The organism is Nostoc sp. 2RC, from assembly GCF_014222165.1.
Lineage (GTDB): Bacteria > Cyanobacteriota > Cyanobacteriia > Cyanobacteriales > Nostocaceae > Nostoc > Nostoc linckia.
Genome location: NZ_JACKZU010000009.1, coordinates 24,186 through 45,377, shown reverse-complemented (window position 1 = coordinate 45,377; position 21,192 = coordinate 24,186). Strand labels below are relative to the sequence as shown.

The following is a 21,192-nucleotide window of genomic DNA, read 5'->3' as shown; positions in this document are numbered from 1 at the left end:
ATGAAAAACTCACTTTCCAATTCAAAAGTCTGATTGCTTGTTTCCTAGTCCCATGATTTCAAAAATTAAACTTGATTACTCTATTGATATTTATAACTATATAAATAAGTAACTAAATAGTGTTTTTTAAAAAAATAGATTTTTTTGATGCCTTTAATGATATGAAAGGTTGGTAAAAGTAATTCTTAGGTTAACAAATACAAAGTTACCTAACACTACAAACTTGAGTATCTAATAACCCAAATTACTATCGATCGACAAGTGCCTGATTCTCAGTAAAAAGTTTAATTATTGGGTATTTAGCAGTACTGCAAATATCGATTTCTGTATCTATATGATACCATTTTTGATAGATACTATCTAGCAACTTAACGTTAAAAGTGGCGCTCAGCTAGTAGATATACTGAAGCTATCTTTGATTATACGTAAATGGTTATAAGATAAAGCTTGTTATAGTACTAACTGTATGGATATTAGCAGAAATTTGACTAAATTTGGCTAATAAGAAAAAAAAATCAAACGCTCTAACCTAGTCACAGAGTAGTTTTGATTTTCTTGGAGATCTTTAGTCAAAGAAACTACTCTTGACTATTTTTACCAAAAATTAATAAACTGTACTCGCTTCTATAAAAGTTAGTGAATTTTACTACTCTTTAATAGTGGTGAAATCGCTTAATTATTCGCGTGCAAACATATTGCCATGCAGTAATTTGTTGTTCCCTGTGTGGTGCTAAGGAGACTTCATGAAAAAACTTCATCTAGGTTCGATGCGCTCGACCATTTCTTCGGCGCTCAGCTTTGCCATGACTTTCGGTATGGTAGTTAATACGCCGATATATGCTCAAACCCTCACTTCACAATCGACTCCATTAGATCACCTTAAAGCCGCACCTCGGCCTGTATTTAAAAAAGGCAATACTCTGTTACCTTTGACTCAAGCACATTGTGGGCTATCAAAAGAAACTTACATAGAATTAGCTAACTATTGGGGATATGGACTACCAATACAATCAGCTGATTTGGCACAAGTAGCCAAAGCTAATCCTGGTCGATACCAACTGGTGGCCGAAGTAGGAGAAGTTTATAGATTTTATGATAACTACGATGGGCGATACTCCTATCTACCCAAGCTACCGCCGAACACTTGGTTACGTGACAAAAATGGAAAAATCATTCTCAACGGTGGCCGACCAATAGTCAGTCCAGCTGCACCAAATGAGGCTTTTCAAATCATTGGTGACTATTATGGAAAATTAATAGGTCAATTAGAGAGAACTGCTGGTCAGCCGATGAAGGTGATTAACAACCAAGGTGAGTCTGGTTTGTGGCTTCTTCTCGACAACGATCCTGAAGTCTTGTTTGGACAAGATCCTCAAGTAAAAGCTGACTTCAATAATTCTGGTTTGAATGACTGGTTCGCTTACATATCTCGCAACAAAGCACGCCAGGAAGGAGTACTCAAACAGAAATTGTTTAGTAACTTGCAATCTACACCAGGGTACTTCTGGTATCAGGAGCAATATGGTACTGAACGTGGTCGCTGGGCTGGATGGCCCTGGTATATGTTCAAGTACGAAAATTTTCTAGACTCTAATCGCAAGCCAATTGTATCTAATTATACAGCCCCAGAAATGTACTTCAATTTTCATAACTCTGGCTGGACTGGTGTTGAGTACAATACAGGGGTGCCGTGGGACGCATTGACACAAGCGTTGAATAATATTTCTGGGGCGATCGGCTTGGGACAGAAGTACACTTATCCTTGGATAAGTATGGGTTGGGAAGGTTACGCCGGTCAACCAATTTCCAGTCCAGATACCTTTATGGGTATGATGAAGGCTTACTATACAGCAGGAGCCGTCGGCTCTGTGGGTGGATATTTTGTATGCAGTGGGCCATTGTGGGAAGCACTCAACTACAATAAGCCGATTGGCGCGACAACTCCCACACTGATTCGGCAATTAACAATTCAAGGTCATGCCCATGCATTGTTCTCACATTTAGAAGAATACTTGCGTAAAGGTGACCTTTTACCAGGGCCAAAACTGCATCCCTATCAAAGTTGGACTAACATATTGCCAGCAATGGAGTTTCCTGCTGAAGGTCAGACACAGCAATTACAAGGTAGATGGGGGCCTGTTACCGTACCCACTGCTCGTGTGCTAGCACGCAAAATAGTCGGCGAAGACCGTTGGTTAGTTACAGCTTGGGCGAATGTGGGCAATGACCGCGATGTGAAGGTGAAAATTGATAACAGACTGGGAACTTTGACTTTACGTGCTAGAAAAGCGGGGTCTGTGTATGTTGTCAAACTTGTAAATGGTCTGCCCCAACTGACTCTGATAGACTCTGATGCGATGAATCCAACTAAGTTCTTGTCTCCTTAAATAGGAAAATGGGGAGTAGGGAGTAGCGAGTGGAGAGATGAGGAGACAAGGGAGAGGGGGAGACAAGGTAGCAATCTTTCTTCCTTGTCTACCTTGTCCTCTTTACATACCCCATGCCCAATGCCCCAGTCATCAGTCATCAGTCAACACTCTCGACTTACACTTCCGTTGCTTTATGGCTTGAGCTGGATTACCGGCATAGATTGTCATTGACTCCAAAGAACTACTAGCTACTCCCCCTAAGGTAAGCACTGCTCCACGACCAACAATAACTCCAGGGCCAATGACTGCTTTGGCTGCAATCCAACTACTTTCTTGAATATATATAGGTGCAGTAATTAGTCGAAAATCATGATGGTTCCAATCATGATTACCGGTACATAAATAAACGCCTTGAGATATGCATACATGACTTTCGATAGTGACTAAAGCCAGGTTATCAATCCAGGCGTCTTCTCCAATCCATACATAATCGCCAACTATCAATCGCCAGGGGAATTTGATGCGAACTCCTGGTTTGATGCGGACACCTTGACCAATTTTTGCTCCAAAAGTACGAAGTAGCAAAACTTTTAAGCCTGACATAGGAAGCAAGCGACTTTGTACTAAAGGTGAACCTACGAAGTACCACAGAAGTTGCTGCCAATAAGGTGCCCCAGGAATATAATTACCAACTGTATAACAATCTAGACGCATACTAAGGGAAATCAATAACAGACTGAAGACTGGTTCCTGTACGACCTGTGACAATCCAAAGTAGAGAGCGTCCTAGATCGCGAATAATGGGAGAGATAGTTTCTTTTTTTGCTTTTTTTGATTGATCTGCATCTGATGGTACAGAAATTGGAGTAAAAGCGATACCTTTAATACCAAGAATCATGGTGGCGATCGCCTTGGCTCTGGGCATGTGAAAATCTGAGGTAATTAAATAAATATGTTGTATGCGTTTATGTTCAAACTCAGGAACAATTGTAGTAAAGTTTGTCACGGTATCAACAGCGCGATAATCCAAGTGAAGACGATTGTCTGAAATGCCAGCAGCTTGAAAAATCGGTCGTGCTATTTCGGGGGGAGTACCAGAGGAAACCCAAACTTCCAAAGACGGATACCAACGGGCAATTTCCGCAGTAGCCTGTTCCCGATCTGTCCAAGCGCCAAGAGTAAGGATAGCTTGGGGTTGGGGTGTTTGGTAATAAGCTATGGCCAAACGCACAGGAATTATCAGCAGTAATGAGAAGAAAAAACTTGCTGAAGCTAAAATTAAATATTTTTTGCGTAGCCATTGAAATTTTCTCATCAGGAAACTCCAAAAAATAAATTATTCCGGTTAAAGTGTTAACCCTTCGACTTCGCTCAACCTTGACCCTGAGGGGAGTCGAAGCCTTGACTGTTGATGGTTCATAGTCAACAGTTAACAGTCAAGAGTCTTCTATGGAATATTTTTTACTTGGAAGTCCCTCATGCTTTTTCTTTGAATTCCTCGGCTTCAATTAAACGAATTGCCAGAAGAATTTCTGCTAGTACACGTTCAAATGCATAGTACCAACCGTGCCAGCCATCGAGAATGCCGCCTTTGAAAATCAGGCAGTAAAAAAGGATGATGAAAGGAGCAAAAAGTTTTTGTTTGCGGATGCGATCGCCCAAACTGAGTTCCCTTGTTGGCGTATCCAATAGCTTCTGGACTTCAATCACCATATAACGATCCTGCGCCCATAACCAACGATTTAGAGGTTTGCGATCGTCGTGGTAAATATAGCCAGCTAACATTGCTGATTTACCTTTAACTTGTAACAGTTGGGTATGACCATCATCAATGTAAATAGATTTATCTTTTCTAAAAAGAGCCTGTCGGGGAGGAAGTATAGTACCCCTGAGAGGTTTGCCGAAAACACAATATTTGAATTTAATAAAATAACCATCTATTGGTGAATTTTCAGGTAATTCCTTGATTTCCTCAGCGAGTTTTTCTGAAATAACATAATCTGCGTCTAGAGATAATACCCACTGGGAGTTAATTTGAGCTAAGCCGTAATTCCACTGTGTAGCATGAGTATCAAATTTTCTTTGAAATAATTTAACTTGAGGGTAAGAAGCAATGATTTCTAGAGTTTCATCAGAACTATAGCTATCAATAATAACAATCTGATTGGCCCAAGTTAGTTTTTCTAGGGTTCGCTGAATATTAGGTGCTTCATTGTAGGTTAGAATTAATGGAGTGATTTTATTTAGCATAAATATAAAAATAAATACAAATAATTTGCAGAGCCAATCATTAATTGTTGTAGGTTTGTAAATATAAATTGATTCAGAGTTTTTACACAGAAGTAGTTAGAAATTCTTTTTGAAGAACAGTTTGATAAATTTGTTGCATTTGCAAGGCTGTTTTTTCCAAAGTGTATTTTTCAGATATGAGTTTACGAGCTTGTTCGCCCATGTTTTGAGCAATTTGAGTATTATTTAAATAATCTTCTAAAGCTTGGGTGATGGCTGTAACATCCAACTCAGGAACATAACCTAGTTGGTTTTGCTTGACAACAGAAGCTAGAGCCACACCAGGAGTCACAAGAACAGGAACGCCTACAGCTAATGATTCTAAAACTGACACAGCAAAGTTTTCGGAATATGAAGTCAGCACAAAAAGGTCAGACCCTTGCATCAATATATCTTTGGTTTGGCCTGCGACAAATCCCACAACAAAAGTGCGATCGCGCAATCCACTCTTAACCAGCAAAGATTCTATTTCAGCTTCGTAATCTGGAGTACCATTACCTGCAAGTATAAAAGTAAACCGATGGTGAGTTAGTTTGCCCAAAGCAGGAATGAGATATTCTAAACCTTTTTTATAGTGCAGCCGAGACAAAAACAAAATCACAGGTTCGTCTTGAGGTATGTTAAATTTTTGCCGCAGATGTTGACGAGCATCAGTAATTTTGGTTGGTAAAGATATTCCCAGGGGTAAGACAAAATTAGATTTTTGTAGTCCAAGTAAAGATACTTCTTGTTGTTCCTTCTCTGAGGTAAAGTGAAGCATCTGACTGTTCTCTAGATTTGCTTGTTCTATAAGTTTCAGGTAGGTTTGTTTTTTACGGGTACTTTGTTGTAAAGACCATTCACATAGTAAGCCATGTGGAGTAACTATGTAAGGAACATTTTGCCAACGAGCAATGGACATTGCCATCGTTGATGCATAGGAGAAAAGAGCATGGACGTGTACAATATCGTACTGAGAAATATTTTGCCAAAGCCATTGTGTCAATCCACCACTAAAAGCATATTCTCTTACTGGCTTAATATTCGGTGAAAAGCGGTGAAAAAACCAAACTGGAACATCATTATATTTAATGCGTTTATGGAGAGGAACATCCAGTAAGTCATCACCATCATCGTTAGTTGTGGCAATTTCGGTATCAACATTAATTATTTGCAATGCCTTGACTATATCTAAAATAGCTTGACTAGTGCCACCACGAACTTTTGCGATCGAAGGAGTAACGTGAAGAATTTTCATTAATAATAAATGATGATGAAAAAATAATTATATATAAAAATAAATGCTATTTGATAAAATTAATTTGGTACCATCTGCGATGATAAGTACTTCTTCTGAACTCGCTCGAAATCAAGTAAATACTTTCCTAGTGATAAATACATTAGGAGTGAAAATACAGGAAAAGACAGATTGCCTAAAAGAATAGCTTCTGAAAAACTTCCTACCAAAAGACCTGACAAACCAGCTATCACAGTACTACTATGCAAAAAATAAGTAGGTTTTGCATTACTAAATTTATGAAGTTCAAATATCATCTTCAAACAGCCCAGACCCATCATGACTATCGGTATAAATCCGATCAATCCTGTAGTATCTCCAGCAGCTAACCAAGAATTTTCTCCAAAAACCAAACGTCCTCCGTACAAAGGGGAACCAAAAAATGGATTACTCATGAAGCCATTCCACATTCCAATCCAAGCTTCTTCACGTGTATTTCCACCTGAAATGAACCTATTGCTTGCGGGTGTGCTTTCAGTAATTTTATCTGGACTGATAAACCAAAAGATTGTACCCAAGACAACACCAGCAAATAAGCCTAAGCGTACTAAAGAACCAGCTCGATTACGATAGAAAAATAAAATAGAGCTGATTCCCATAAGTGCGCCAGTGCGAGAAGCTGTAAGAAATAAAAAATATACAACAAGAAGTAAAACAGCTATCCAAAAAGCTTTTATCCAGTCCCATTTTTTGTGGCTTTCAATGAGAAACATGAAGCAGGGAATAGTACCTGCTAACAAAGCAGCCGCATGTTGCGAACTACCTGTAGTTCCCAGGAATCTCCCCTGTACAAATGTCATGGCATACATATCAAATCTTCCTTGATAAGCGCAGGCGATGGCGAAGATGACACCAACCATTGCTAGCGACCAAACACCCAAGCGAAAATTGTATTCATCCTGCAACCAACGCGAAGGGCCTAACTTAAACATCAGTACAATTGCCCCAAAGGTAATTAGCGCCAGTAGGGCAAAAGTTATGTCACCATAAACTACAATTTTGAAAAAAACTGCCACCTGAAATGCGATCAAGTAATAGACTGGTTGTGGAATAATTATCCGCCGCCATCCATTATGTGTTTGCATTCCCAGTAAGATGAGTAAAACCAGGAGAACTATTGTCAAGGGGCGACCCATATCGCGTATTTGTTGTAAAGGAAAAACTAAGGGTGGTGGTTCAGTTATCCACTCATCCTGAAATTTTCCCAAGGAAGTTGCATAACAGCAAAACGCAAATAATAGCCAAGCTAAACGCCGGGACTGTCTAGCTTTCTCCAAAATGAAAACAGCGATGATAATACCAAATATTCCATAAGGACTAAAGATGAGGTCAATAAGTTTGCTAATAGGATCTGAATTCATGCGAAAAAATTCATATCAAATTTTGAGTAACTAGATTATTTGTATTATCCTTGACTGTTTTCATGTTATGTGCATTCTGTAATAATTCCTGCCAACGAGTTGCCCAGATATTGGCAGCGTAGGGGGCTGCTAGTTGTTGCGATCGCTTTCCCCAAGTTGATAACTCTGCATAGTTATGGTGTAAAGTCAACATTGCCTTGGCTAAAGCTTTTGAGTCTTCTTTGGGTACTGTTAAACCATTATACCAAGGTCGAATTACCTCAACCGCAGAACCACAAACATCAGTACAAATAATCGGTAACCCAGCAGCAGCAGCTTCCACTAAAGCTAGCGGCCAAGGATCGAATCGACTGGGCAAAATAAAAGCTCCTGCCCTCCGCCATATAGCTTGCATTTGCGATGGTTGTAAAAATCCTTGGTTCTCAATTCCCGGTTTTCCCTCAAGATGTGATGCCAATTCTCCTTGTCCGCAACACACCAAAGTCCAAGGATGAGATACTTGAGAACGGTATATTTGGTAAGCTTCTACCAGAACATCAATTGCCTTCACTGCAACGTAGCGCCCGACAAATAAAAATGAACGCGGCCATTGGGACTCAAGGCGTTGTTCCCACAAAGGAGACCAAATATCATAATCAATACCATAAACCCCGTGGGCTATATTTGCTCTTTCAATTCCTAAACGGGAAGCATATTGCCAACTGCGTTCTCCAGCAACAACGACACTATTTATACATCGCAAGTAAGAACGAAGAAACAAAGGAGCTAAATGTTGTTTCCACGTACCCCACCAAGGGGTATCCATTGTCATTACTAAGGCTGTTTGAGATAATTCACCAGCAAAGACCAGCTGACGATAAGGTTTATGCAACCAACCGCAAAGGACAACTACATCTGGAGATTCCGCCAACACCAAATCTTTGATTAAATTTGCATCTTGTCTTTCTTTGATATCCAAAAGTCGGCAAGGAATACCCTGCATCAATTCATCGGCAAATGCAGTTTCAGTACGAGCTTGAAAGGCAACAACAAATACATCAATTTCTGGTATTTGGTGCAGAGTTCGCCAGCAAGCTGCCATGTAACCAGAAATATCAGACCAACAAAAAACAACTTTTAAAGCCATAAAAATTTTTCTATTAAGCAAATTCCTGTAAAGCAGTTACTACTTTGTTTACACAGCGTAACCAAGTATGTTCTGCTGCATGTTTGCGGCCTCGTCGAACATATTCTTGGGCAACACTAGGATTTGCTTCTAAGTCTATAACTATTTCGGCGATCGCATCAGTTTCTTCTGGATTAACAACAATGCCAGCATCGCCAACAACTTCAACAAGAGAAGCTCTATTAGAAACAATTGCTGGAGTTCCTACAGCCATTGCTTCTAGCGCCGGCATCCCAAAACCTTCATAGAGAGAAAGAAATAAAAGCGATGATGCTTGGCGTAATAATCTCGGTAGATCTTCATCAGAAATCATACCCAATAAGCTGATATTAGAGTGAGTTTTAGCTGCTTCAATGTAATCAGTTTCTAATTCACCAGCCACAAGAATTTTTAAATTACTTTTGCGCTCAAGGAGAGCTTTTGCAACACCAAGAACATAATCACCTCCTTTTTTTTGACGCAAACCACCAATTACTAAAGTGTAGGGTGCTTCCACTGGTGGCTTTAAATCTAAAGAATTAACTGACGCAATATCAAAGAAAGACTGCTCAACACCATTTCCAACTACTACAATCTTTTGGGGATTAGCTCCTAATAATTCCACCATCCGTTGCTTAGAAAATTCTGAGACAGTAAAAATCACGCGACAGTCAGATAAAGCACGACGCACCCAACGCCCCCACTTATAACGAAACCATTGATGCTGCCAAGTACGCGACCAAGGCAAATTGATTTCAAATGCTTGTACGTCATGAATTGTAACAGCAACCGGACATTTCGACACAGGGATATAAGTTTCCATTGGCGCATAAAGCCAGTCTGTTTGTTCTGGCAAATATTTATCCATGCGAGGATAGCCAAATAGTTTCCATGTCCGTTCTGTGGGATTTTCTAATCCAGGAAAAGTCAGCTTGGGTAGTTCGCGCAGGGGACAGCGTGGGTTAAGTTTACCATCACTCTCCAACCACTGTTGTGAGAAAAGCAAATTTAACTCAATGCCACTTTCCTCTGCAAGTCCAAGCAAAATTTGATTTATATGCCGCCCTACTCCCGTACAAGGTAAGTATGTGCGAATGGGATGAATGTAAGAAACTAATTTCACAATTAATAATTTTTTCTCAAAGAATGATACGTATTATTAATCAAACGATTTTGTCGTAAGATTTCTACAGGATTTCTCCATAGATAATCTAAACTTGTGTATAAATAAGATGTCAATGATTGAAAAATAGGTTGTTTTTTTAAGTAAAATTTATCGAACAAATTTTTATAAGGCATCAAAGAATTAAGTTTATATCCTGCCCAATGCAGCAGAATAACTTGTTTTTTATGGTCTAAACTGCCATAATTCCACAGAAAGTATTTACCGCTATCCTCAAAAATTTTACCTGATTTACGTGCCCAACCGTTCTGACAGATACCTCCAATTACTTCTGCAAAATGCCCGTAGCATACGGGTTTCATATCGCAGCAATAGTTAATGAAAGCCTGATCTGTATTTCTAGGGTTGAGTTGGTTACGTATTTTCAACGCGTTCTCTGCTAGTTGCTCAAATTCTTCTATTGAAAATATCCCCTTTCGGGAAGCCCAACGACCAGAATTAAACCCACGTCCTCGTCTTTCCTTTAATAATTGTTGGCGAAATGTTCCTTGTTCGTAAACTTGGTCGATGGCACAGTCATAATGTAAAAAGTCAAACCCAAAAGTTTCTATTGCTTCAATAAACGGTTGAATATCTGCTAACACAATTTGCCGAGCATCTAAGTACATAAAATAATCTAGTGGCCCCCAAAAAGCTGCATAACGTCTGAACCAATAAGGGCCAGTAGGGGTGTAGCCTAGTTCAAATGCTTCACCGATGGCTTCTAACCGCGAAAAAGATGCATCAGTATAAACTTCAAATTTATAAATATCACTTAATTTTATCAAGCGATGGCACTGCTCGTTAAAAGGAATGAGAATCAGGCGTAAATCTGGGTTGAAGGTTCTAAAGCTGTTGAGAAAAGCGATCGTCCATTCATAAACTGCGTCATTCGCTGAAAAATAGACTCCAATATTTTTAGAATGAGCCATATTAATCAATATATTTTTCTATATTTACGTAAAGTAAGAATCCACTCACTAGGAACCATCTCGCGTATTTTACTAATAATGTTTTTTTGCAACCAAAAACTTTTGTATTCATTCATAAAATACAACTCTTGCTGAAAAGATTTGCCAAAGTATTTTCTACAAATAGACCAACGCTCTTTAGTAAAGCTCAATAAATCTCTGGATGCTCCTCCTGAAGTGTCAAATCTAGAAATAACTACAGGAACTTCTTGAAAGCGATAGCCAGCAACATAAACCTTGGCAATAAAATCGTGATCTGCACACCAAGTCAACAATGTATCAAAATGATATTTAACTTGTAGTTCTTTTTTAACAAAAATACTTTGATGACAACTAGGTATTTCACGCCAGATTATAGATAAATCATAGGGCTGGCGTTGATAGGTATGATATCCGTATTTATCATTAACAACATATTCAGTTCTGCCATAAACAACATGCACTGAATTATCAAGGTATTCTGCAACCTTAGCCAGTGTATCCTCTGCAAAAAATTGATCGCCGCAATTCATAAAAATTATCCAGTCGCCAGTGGCGGCCAAGGCTCCTTTGTTCATGGCATCATAAATTCCAGCATCTTTTTCGCTCACCCAATAGGATATATTTGCACTATTTTTGTGGAGGAAATCTACTGTACCATCCTGAGAACCGCCATCAATGATGATATATTCAACATTTTTGTATGTTTGGGAAATGATACTATAAAATGTTTTACGTAACTCCTCCAGCCGATTAAAACTGACTGTAATTACCGATATTTTTGGATGCTGATTTTTCAAAGAAGAAGAATCCTTGAATGCCTCATATTTACTTACCATTACAACCTTTTATTTGACTTCAATACTAACTTATAAATTTCTACCAGTAGCAACCATTTTCACTTCCATGATATTGGACAAAATTATTCACTGTTGCTGGCTTTTCCGAGGAAAGAGGATGTACCCAATGTTCGTTAAATAATTCTTGATAATAAGGTCTTTCATCCCATCTTGCACCACGAATTCCAAATAATATTTGAGTACCTCCTCCTAGATGGATGGCCTTTTTACCAATATTCTTGATAAAAGCAGCTAAAGGCAAACCATAAGCTCCTGCGCCAATGATAGCTATATCAAAATCAATATTGGAGATGCGATCGCACATAAAATTCAGAGCATCAAACCATGTTGGAAAATCTACACTATTTCCAGCTATCGATTGAACTGCTGGCATTGTTTTTAACTCAAATTCTGGTAAAACTCGACGATCTGCAAATAACAAATGTCTTTTCTTGTACTGTTGTTTTATACTTTCTTCAAAAGGATGTATCACTAAAACTGTTTTTCCTTCTAAAACTTCTGACCAAGGTCGTTGATGGCGATAGGGTTCTAAATCTGTTAGTGATACTCTTGTGGCATTGATTGTATTCGGTAATATTTGGCTAAATTGTTGCTCTGCTTCTAACCAAGAACCAAGGACATCAATATTTTTGATATCACGAATCATTAATTCGCAAAATCGATTTAAGTTAGTTTCATCAGATGGAAAAAAACCAGATAAATTTGTAATTTTTTTCTTGACTAATTCATCCCACCAAAACCAACCACAATCACCATTTATATATCTAATGCTTTTGAGCAGAAAACTTGATTTATCAATGATATTTAAATATACCAATATAGTATCGAGTTCTGTAGAACCTAGTCTACTAATCATACATGGTCGATCTTGAGATAAGATATTTTTGATATAGTCTCCTGCCTCTTGACCTTGGATATCAAAATGTATTTGGCATTTTTCTAAATTTTTGTTAGAAATACCTGGTTTCCTGCGGGAAACTAAATATCTACTGATATTTAAAGACGAATTAGTTATCAGATTCATATAAATGAATGAATTTAACTCATTAAAGAAGAATTCAGAATTCTATTGTAGGGGTGTGCGCCCCTATCGCTTAGTCTATTTACCTGACAATTGCTGTAATTTCTTTGAGAGCTAAATTTTTACCTTTTTTTTCTGCTTCATGGAAAGAGTATGTTTTGAAGCCATATCGTAAAAATAAATATAGCGAATATATTTTCGAGGTTTTCCAAAAAGATTGAGGCATGACAACACCTCGAAAATATGCGAGGATAATTTGTGAATAAGCGAGTCCTTCAACTAAACGTAACAGATAATCTTCTTGCAAACGATTAGCAGGTATTAAGTGAGTCAGCTTTAAAGATGCAAACAGTCCAGTACCTAAACCGATATCACAGGCTGTAAATGCTAAGTCTGAATCTCCACAGGAGGTAAGCATTTTACCCTTGCGATCCATACTTGCTCGTTGAGGATTTTCACCAACTAACTCGCTATACTTTTGTGCAACAACCCTACGAATACAAAGCCCAGCTCCACATGGGGTTGTCTCATATTGCTGTGTTAAATTAGACCAGCGATCGCCCTCAAATTCTCGAATTGCCAAATTCCCTAAATAAGGTTTTGCCCAAGATGGAGGTGGTACTTCAAATTCAGGTTTAATTTGTCCGCCCCAAGCACCAATAAATGGAAAATCTTTACTAATTCGCCATGTAGTTTCTAAATAATCTGAATCTAAAACGTTATCATCGTCAACAAATACTATTACTCCAGCCGTAGCCTCTCGAATTCCTCTGAGTCTAGCAGCAGTCAGTCCTAGTTCTTCTTCTCGAATATGACGAGCTTGGGGATGCCAACTTAAATCAATTTCCGCAACTAAAGGGCGATCGCTAGCATTATCAACTAACAAAATTTCCCAAAAATCTTTGGATAATGTTTGATATTTAAGTGCTTCTAAAACCCTCTCTAAATAATTCCGCCGAGGATTGTGGGCACAAATAATGATACTAAGGGGTAGTTGCATACAAAATGACTTCGCCTTGGTTTTAAAATGCTGAATGTTCAAATTCTAAACAACCTTTTTCTACTTTACGTAGCCAAAGGAGATTATCAACTTGTCCACCAAATTTCCATTTACCACTAGCAAGTGCTTCACCAATTGTTCTAGCTACACCTTCAAAAGCAATACAATCATGGAATGCAAGAATACCTCCTCCCACAATCCAAGGAGTTGCTTTTTCGTAATCATTCTTGGCTCCTTTATAACTATGGTCGCCATCAATAAAAACAAGATTTAGAGGATTTTCCAGAAAATCTGAAGGTATAAGCTCCTGGCTATTCTTCCTAATCATGGTGATGTGATGAGCTACTGCTTTGGTATTAGTTTTAAACTCCTTGAATGTATCTCTTTCTCCCTCAGGCATAGTTTGATTTTCCCAAGTATCAACACAAAATAAGTGTCCATTTTTTGGAGCCAAAGCAGCCGCAATATAACAACTAGATGCTCCTAAATAAGAGCCTATTTCTAAAGCTTTTGCAGATTCTCCAAGTTCCTTAGCTAATATGTAAAGCGTATTTAGTTCGCGAGCAGTCATGTGTGTGCTTATATTTTTCTTATTTAAGCAACTTAGTTTGCTAAGTTCCCTATTAATTGAAGAACTTTGAAAATCAGTGAGTAATTGTTCTGCTCGCCAAATCAAGTGATATGATGCCCTGTAAGAAAAGTCCTTCATTTGCATTTTCATTTTCTTAAATCTCCAAAAATCTGTTTTTATCAACCACTTAAACGAGTAATGAAAATTTATATTCTCTACTCTCGGTTCCCCAAAAATCACTATTTTACCAGTTGATTATTTAAGGAAGTTGCTCAAAAATCGCATAACCGTTACGTAATTCCGGATTTTGAGTGAATACTAAATAATTGGAATTTAAAAGTAATTTTTGATGATTTTTGTAATTTTCAAATGTATTTATATCATCCAGTAAAACAAACTTATAATCTTCCAACTCATTATCTAGTTCTTCAATACTTATGCTTAATTGAGAACCATCGATTAAAACAATATCAAAAAATTTAATATTGTTTTCTTCTTTAATATTTCTGATAGCTTTACTGGTTTCTTCAGCTAAATCTTCTGAAGAACTGGGCAAAATATCGTAAAATTTAACAACAGATTCACCTATGAAACGCTTTTGCAATTTATTAAATTTAGCAGTAGAGATATTGATACAAAAGGCGGTTGGCTTGTTTGGATTTTCTCTAATGCCTGTTAAAAGTGCTTCGGTAATCACCTCTCCACTAGACGCTCCAATTACTAAAGCTGTTTTGATATCTTCTTCCTTCACCATTTTGCGAATTGTCTGAAAAAGTTCATCAGATTTTATAGTTGAAAATTCGTAAGGAAGAAAGTAACCAAATCTAGTTTCTAAACGAGACAATGGCTGACGTAGCAATGTTTTTAAATTGAAAATCAGCCATTGCTTCACCGTTGTTTGATAATATTTGAAAGTTAAAAATTCAATTGATTTAGAAACCACATTAGATGATTTGGCAAAAGCTTTGGTTTGTTTGTCTAACGATTGAGATTTTAAAGCAGCCGGATCGCTCAACAATTTAGCAAAATCAAATTGTTGACATGCTCTAAGCATTATACAGATTTGATTGAGCCAGTCTTGGAAGTTGCGAGTAGGCAATTGATGAGCACTATAGCGGCACTTTAATGGGTCAGTGTAGGGTAAAATTTCTCTACTTGTGAGAGTATTAACAATCCAACGAGTGCGGTCTAGTTCGGGATGGCAAAGAGACGGAAATTTATTAGCGTAGTTGACAGCATCATTTAATTTTCCTTGGCAAAGGAGAGTAATAATTAAATAAGCCCACTCTAATGGATCGGGATCTATAGCTTTTAGTAAATCGAGAGTCCATTCAATTGGCTGGATAATCCAATAATGTGCCGTTGCTGCATTTCCTTTGTAGAGATTACATAATGCCAACCTTAGTTTTGGTTGTGCTTGAGAATCTACAAAATTTAAGCATTTGAGATATAAAGTTTCTGCTTCATCATATTTACCCGCCCAGAGTTTTTGATCTCCTTGACGCAGCAGCAGTATATCCGATGGATTAACAACAATATGTGAATTTTTAATTTCTGATGATTTGTCTACAATCGTCAAAGGCTCAAAAGGACTTTTTTGAACAATCCTTTGATTTGGTTTTAGGGCTTTGTGTAGACGAAACCATTGCAAAATTTGATCTCGTTGTTTAAATGTATGTTGGGAATGAGCTAATTGATAACCAGCATCGGTAATTTTCTCTAATTCTGCTCGGTTTTGAAACAGGTAATCCAGTTTATCTAATATGTCATTTTCATCAGCAAATACACAATTTTGCATATCAACAAAACCTGCTGCTTCAACAGTTGGATTCTTTTCTGTAATTAAGCAGGATTTTGAACCGGGAATTTCCAAAAATTTACGAACAAATTCCCTTGCCATTGTGCCGCAGGTAGGTGAAAACAAAGAAGCATTGAGCATCCGGGCATACTGCTCGCCAAAAAGCATTCTTGATGTTTCTCGGTTTTGCATATATCCTAAGTGCGGGCAAATGAGACTGGGATAATACTTAGCAACAAGTCTATTAATTTTTTGCCGCCAAGGATATAGTGATGTTTGGCTGCCAGTAATTAGCACTGGTATATTTTTAGGCTGATTATAGTCTTTAAATACGTCGGAATCTATAAAATTTGGCCAGATAAATAAATTGTCGGCAATCTCTGGAAGATATTCAGCAAAAGGAATGGATATTGTAAAGACTGTCTCTATTCCCCAATGTTCGATATCAGAAAGAAAAGCTGAATGAAACCCACAATAAGAATCTCCGTTATAAAAAGCTAATTTTGGTATTTCTGGATAATAATGAGTATTTTTAATCCGTCTTTTATCAGATGAAGCATTACCAGTTTCAAATAAAGATATATCTGGTTGATATTGTTCGCAAATTTGTTGATAGTCACTTTCGTCACGAATTATAATTACTTCAAAAAATTCGGATAGGCATTTAACATGTTCTTGTTTATGAACATTATAGAACTTGGCTGAACCTTGATTGTTCCATTGAAAAAAAACAAGTCTTGGTTTTTTAATGTTATTCATAAATATTTTATTGATATAGAATTATTTGTTTTATTAAGTGCAATTGCTGAATTTTACTTTTCTATGTATTGCAAAATTTTAATAAAAAACTACCCGCAGTTCTATTTTTTAACTTTAATTTATTATGAATTAAAAACAACAAGCAAAACAATCGCATAAAGATTTTGATTTATGCGATCGCTTTTTGATAACTAATACCAATTCTCTCAAATCCTGCAACACATTCAATCATTGAAACCTAGATACAATCTGAATTTATAAACTGTGTAGTTTATTTTCTATGCAGTGGATACTGCGAATTGGTATAAAACAGAAATCCGTCAATGTTTTGCTCCTAATTGCTTTGCTTATGAGTATGATTTACAGCTAAATTGAAGCAACTTCTCATCAAAACATTGACATCTGTACATTTTATTTTTTTCCATACTCATGTATGGAAAATTAACATCAAGAGATAATTCAAAACGTCATTGTAATACTAGAGAGTGAATGTAAATTTCTCAGATTCAAAGTTCTTGATTCGCCCCATCCTGCCAGATTTCACGTCCACTGTAAACAGGGCAGTGTTTTTTCTATTAGTGTCAGCAGCAAGGGCATACAATTCACCAGAACGGGAGAAGCCCAAGTCTTTAAGATCGTTGCCAAGAGGGCGTCCTTCAAATTTTAGTGGAGCCAATCTCTTAATTATCACCTTACCAGTAACTAGGGCTTTCTCCTGCAAGTTAATTGAAATTAAAATTGGGATACCTTCTGAGCCGATCTCAGTGGCAAAAATATTTCCCTTGGCATCTTGGCACAGGTTAGCGAATCGATGGTTGAGTGGTAGTGGAGGTAGATCCAAATCGTCGCGGTCAAGAACTTTACCTGTGGTGAAATCGATGGTTCTGAAACTAAAAGGCGGGACACCCTCAGTTCCTACCAAACACAGAAGTCGATTATTGGGAAGGCTCAGCAAACTTTCAATAGTTTGATTGGATTTCTTAAAGCCTAGTACTTTTTTCGCTCTAAACACAGGGACAGCAGCATTACCCACAGTGAAAAGCAGATGGTTGAAAAAACCATTTCTCGTGCTAGACACAGTAGAAATTACCAGACTTCCATCTTTAAGTGCTACCGCCTTTGTAACTCGATTAGACTGAGCAACATAGAAAGCTCTTGCTTTTTTCGGTACAGATAAGGGGTTGTCAACGAACAGAGATAGACGATTGAGCCTAGAAAGAACTTTTCCCGTTGCGAATTCGGCAGTACTCAACTCTATTGACGGAGTTTGGTCTTCCCGGTTTTCATTGTTGGGTGTAGCAAGGGGTTTGACTCCATAAAGAATTTCCTGCTTGAGTTGGATCTTTTGAGCAACGGCCTTATTAGACAGGCCAGCAACAACAGTAGAAGTCAAACTAGCAGCAGCCAGCTGGCCAAATTGTCGGCGTTTTAATGATGGCATTACGATACTCCTTGTGAGATGCTTTAAGGAACAATCAGGTTTGCATTTGGTGTCTGGGGTTTCGCCCCCATGTCTGCTAAGATGTTGACAGTCATTTGCTTAGCGCGAATATCTTCCCGAAATGGGCTAATGCCGTCACTATCTAATCCCCATGCCCACTGAATGGTACCGGAGGCAAAAACTTTAGCTCCACTACTAGCTGTGTAGCGCACTGAGTGAGATTTGGTAAAATCCTGGTTGGCAGGAAGTCCTTGTTCTCCAACTGGTTCGTCGAAGGTAGGCAGTACAGTGGAGGGTATGGTTGTAGACTCAGACAATTTGACGACTCCAGCAGGAGCAGACCCATTATTAACGATAAAATCCCATTCATAACCCACTAACATCGCCAGCTGATCTCCATTCTGGAGTCCTGTGTTCGCGTAGTAAGGATCGCTAGCGTTGCTGACAGTAAAGTTAAAACCACCAAAGGTATCTAGGTCGCTACCGTACATCACTCCGAATAAAGCGTTTTCTGGTCGCTGGTTCTGGGCGCTGCGGAATTTATTAGTTGCAGCTGATGGCCCCTGCTGTTGGACAACTGGATCTAATGCCCAATCCGCTTTGTAACAGGCCATCACCCGGTTAGGTCTTACTTGTCCCGCAGCAGTAGTAGAACTTTCAAACCTCACTCGCCAATAACAACTATTGGCGGAGAAAATTCCCAAATTAATTCCAGCATCGCGGGCAGCTTCCACATGATCCCGTATTTCTTTAGACCAGTACTCATCGTGGCCTACAGACAAAAATACTTTGTGATTGAGCAATTTTTGTGGGCTGGTGTGAACCTGCATGTTGTCGGTGTAGGTAACATCGTAAGCTTGAGATTCTAGCCAACGCACCATGTTGTATTCCCACTGCAAAGGTTTGGCTGGTTGGCTAGAATTTTGATAAGTTGCTTGGAAGAACGGCCGGTCGTAGGAAACCTTGAAAGCCCGCTGACCGTCAAGGCTGTCGGAAGTGTACAAGCTGTAACCCCCCGTGGAGCTATAGGCTAGGACAGTAGAAACGGCACTCTGGAATAAAACATCAGCCGTGCTGCTATCATCCCGGACTACAAACCACACGTGGGCTACTACGCCTGTTGCCTGGTCAGTGAGTTTCGCTACATAAAGACCACTAGTCCAGTTGTTACCTACTTGCAAAACGTAGGAAGTTGTCCAGTTACATTCAACAAGTCTGGTATCAGGGTCTAAACTACAGGCGGGTTGGGTCGTGCCTGTGAGGGAACCACTGCTGGCAATCAGCCTTCCTCCCTTCCCACTGTAGTAGCCTAAGCGATACACATCGATGGTATACTGTCCTGGTTGTGCAAGAGAAACCTTAATATCTAGCGATCCCCCTTTATTAACACTGGTGGCCGAGGCATAACCCGCGATCTCTCCATTGCCAGGGTTGTCGAGTTTCCAGTTAGTCGTGCCTGGATTGAGATTTTCCAAATAGATGGGATTCGGGTTTGTGGGAATTGCTGTAGCCGAAAAGTTGGTAGTGCCAATACCTATTGCCGTCGCTCTGACCGTCAGTCCTCCAGGTGCGGTAGGAGCTTGCCCCACTGTGACAGTAGTACTTGCTTGACCACTAGCATTAGTGACTGCACTGGTAACCGAGAGCGCTCCGCCGCCACTGATAATATCAAAGTTCACCGTTACCCCTGATTGAGGACTGTTTTGAGCGTTTACAACTCGTACAACTAGGGGGTTGGGCAGAGCTGCTCCTGTGGTGGCACTTTGATTGTCTCCACTGACTTTAATTAAGGCACTGCCAACAATAAAGCCAATGTCGCAAAAATAGTTAGAATTCCGGAAAGAGCTGGTTGGAAAAGAATTTGGATTTACATTATATAACCCGTTGCTGCCGTCTGCTACTGAGCTAAGATCGCCATTGACTATGGGGTTAGCCAGTGCATCTTGAGTAAGAACGTAATGGGTGTTGATGTTGACAGAAACGACATAAGTCGTATTGGCTTGAATATTTATTGGTGTTTCTAGAACCTGCTCCTGCCAGCCAGAAGCCGTTTCGTTAGTAAAAACGACGCTTGTTAATAAAGTTCCCGTTGCCGTCCAGATTTTGCCGACATGACTTCCTTTCTCGCTAGCCGCTTTCCAGTAGCGGATGGTGGTAATTCGTCCACCTTGAGCGCTGCGGAATTTCATGCCTAATTCATAGGGAGAGTTATTATCACTAGAATTTGCAAAATCTGGGACTTGATTTGTAAACAGAGTTTGGCTCTCTCCCGAAGGACTGGCATTGGCAGAAAAGATAGTGCTGCCTACGTTTTGTGCTGTGGCAGTCACATTATTAACCACAGGATTTGTAGCACCAGGATTAGCTCCAAGGGTTAAGGTGGTACTAGCCTGACCATTTGTATCAGTGACTACATTTGCAGGCGATACCGATCCCCCGCCACTGGTAACAGCAAAGGTCACCGTAGTCCCTGATATGGGATTGCCAGCTGCATCTTTGACCTGAACAACCAATGGGTTGGGTAAGGGAGTTGCGGCTGCACCAGTCTGATTGTCGCCGCCGATCTTTGTGATTGTCGGTTGGGGAATAGCTACAAAATCGATGTCACGAAAATAGTTTGTATTTTGGTAAGAACCAGTTGGAAAAGCTCCCGGAGTGAAACTAAAAACCCCGTTGTTACCGTCTGCCACTGAGCTGAGAGGCCCATTGGTGATGGGGGTGGCTAGTTGATCGGAAGTGGCGACGTAATGGGTGTTGACGTTGACAGAGACTACATAAGTGGTGTCGGCTTGAACGATCAGTGGTGTGTCCAGAGCTTGTTGCTGCCAGCCAGAAGCCGTTTCGTTGGTAAAAGTGGTGCTTGCTAAAAGAGTTCCGCTTGCTGACCAGATCTTGCCAATATGAGTTCCTGTTTCGCTGGGGGCTTTCCAAAAGCGAACGGCGGAAATCTCTCCTGCCGCAGTGCTGCGGAATTTCATCCCTAATTCGTAAGAGCTATCGCTGTTATTGGGAATGCTTGGAACTTGATTGCTAAAGATGGTAACCATACTTAGTTTCCCATAAGGTTTAATAATTACGGAAGATAAAAAGTAACTTCCTTAGGGACTTACAAATAAAAAAATAATCAACTACTTCTTGTGGGGTGGCCAAGCCAAGGGGGGACAATATGTACACCCCACAACTAGTGGTAA

General features: G+C 39.2%; 16 protein-coding genes. 1 reads left to right on the top strand and 15 read right to left on the bottom strand.

Annotated elements, in window-relative coordinates:
* Positions 1–743 precede the first annotated feature (743 nt).
* Positions 744–2,387 (top strand): hypothetical protein, encoded by a 1,644-nt coding sequence (locus GNE10_RS02530; protein WP_185563512.1) that lies wholly within the window; start codon positions 744–746, stop codon positions 2,385–2,387.
* 132 nt (positions 2,388–2,519) lie between these two features.
* Here GNE10_RS02530 and GNE10_RS02525 read toward each other — a convergent pair whose 3' ends face one another.
* The 15 genes from GNE10_RS02525 to GNE10_RS02455 form a co-directional block, all read right to left on the bottom strand.
* Positions 2,520–3,083 carry a WcaF family extracellular polysaccharide biosynthesis acetyltransferase gene (locus GNE10_RS02525; protein WP_185563511.1) on the bottom strand — a complete coding sequence of 188 codons (564 nt, stop codon included), beginning with the start codon at positions 3,081–3,083 and terminating at the stop codon, positions 2,520–2,522.
* Position 3,084: 1 nt separating this feature from the next.
* Entirely contained in the window at positions 3,085–3,684 is a 600-nt protein-coding gene (locus GNE10_RS02520) for a YdcF family protein (RefSeq protein ID WP_185563510.1), read from the bottom strand.
* Positions 3,685–3,845: 161 nt separating this feature from the next.
* Positions 3,846–4,619, bottom strand: a complete 774-nt coding sequence (locus GNE10_RS02515) for a glycosyltransferase family 2 protein (RefSeq protein WP_185563509.1) — start codon at positions 4,617–4,619, stop codon at positions 3,846–3,848.
* An 82-nt stretch (positions 4,620–4,701) separates the two neighbouring features.
* Positions 4,702–5,895: a glycosyltransferase gene (locus tag GNE10_RS02510; protein WP_185563508.1), complete on the bottom strand. Its 1,194-nt coding sequence runs from the start codon at positions 5,893–5,895 to the stop codon at positions 4,702–4,704.
* Positions 5,896–5,954: 59 nt separating this feature from the next.
* Positions 5,955–7,295 carry an O-antigen ligase gene (locus tag GNE10_RS02505; RefSeq protein ID WP_185563507.1) on the bottom strand — a complete coding sequence of 447 codons (1,341 nt, stop codon included), beginning with the start codon at positions 7,293–7,295 and terminating at the stop codon, positions 5,955–5,957.
* A gap of 10 nt (positions 7,296–7,305) precedes the next feature.
* Entirely contained in the window at positions 7,306–8,421 is a 1,116-nt protein-coding gene (locus GNE10_RS02500) for a glycosyltransferase family 4 protein (protein ID WP_185563506.1), read from the bottom strand.
* A 13-nt stretch (positions 8,422–8,434) separates the two neighbouring features.
* Entirely contained in the window at positions 8,435–9,562 is a 1,128-nt protein-coding gene (locus GNE10_RS02495) for a glycosyltransferase family 1 protein (protein ID WP_185563505.1), read from the bottom strand.
* 2 nt (positions 9,563–9,564) lie between these two features.
* A complete protein-coding gene (locus GNE10_RS02490) occupies positions 9,565–10,533 on the bottom strand; it encodes a hypothetical protein (RefSeq protein WP_185563504.1) in 969 nt (322 codons plus the stop codon).
* Between the two features lie 5 nt (positions 10,534–10,538).
* Positions 10,539–11,390: a glycosyltransferase family 2 protein gene (locus tag GNE10_RS02485; protein WP_185563503.1), complete on the bottom strand. Its 852-nt coding sequence runs from the start codon at positions 11,388–11,390 to the stop codon at positions 10,539–10,541.
* A 40-nt stretch (positions 11,391–11,430) separates the two neighbouring features.
* Positions 11,431–12,435, bottom strand: coding sequence for a hypothetical protein (locus GNE10_RS02480; RefSeq protein ID WP_185563502.1), 1,005 nt, complete (start codon positions 12,433–12,435; stop codon positions 11,431–11,433).
* A gap of 79 nt (positions 12,436–12,514) precedes the next feature.
* Positions 12,515–13,432: a glycosyltransferase gene (locus GNE10_RS02475; protein WP_185563501.1), complete on the bottom strand. Its 918-nt coding sequence runs from the start codon at positions 13,430–13,432 to the stop codon at positions 12,515–12,517.
* Positions 13,433–13,454: 22 nt separating this feature from the next.
* Entirely contained in the window at positions 13,455–14,153 is a 699-nt protein-coding gene (locus tag GNE10_RS02470; protein ID WP_099069546.1) for a class I SAM-dependent methyltransferase, read from the bottom strand.
* A 109-nt stretch (positions 14,154–14,262) separates the two neighbouring features.
* Positions 14,263–16,560, bottom strand: coding sequence for a glycosyltransferase (locus tag GNE10_RS02465; RefSeq protein ID WP_185563500.1), 2,298 nt, complete (start codon positions 16,558–16,560; stop codon positions 14,263–14,265).
* Positions 16,561–17,038: 478 nt separating this feature from the next.
* A complete protein-coding gene (locus GNE10_RS02460) occupies positions 17,039–18,001 on the bottom strand; it encodes a hypothetical protein (RefSeq protein ID WP_185563499.1) in 963 nt (320 codons plus the stop codon).
* A 23-nt stretch (positions 18,002–18,024) separates the two neighbouring features.
* Entirely contained in the window at positions 18,025–21,048 is a 3,024-nt protein-coding gene (locus GNE10_RS02455; RefSeq protein ID WP_185563498.1) for a N,N-dimethylformamidase beta subunit family domain-containing protein, read from the bottom strand.
* Between the last annotated feature and the right edge of the window lie 144 nt (positions 21,049–21,192).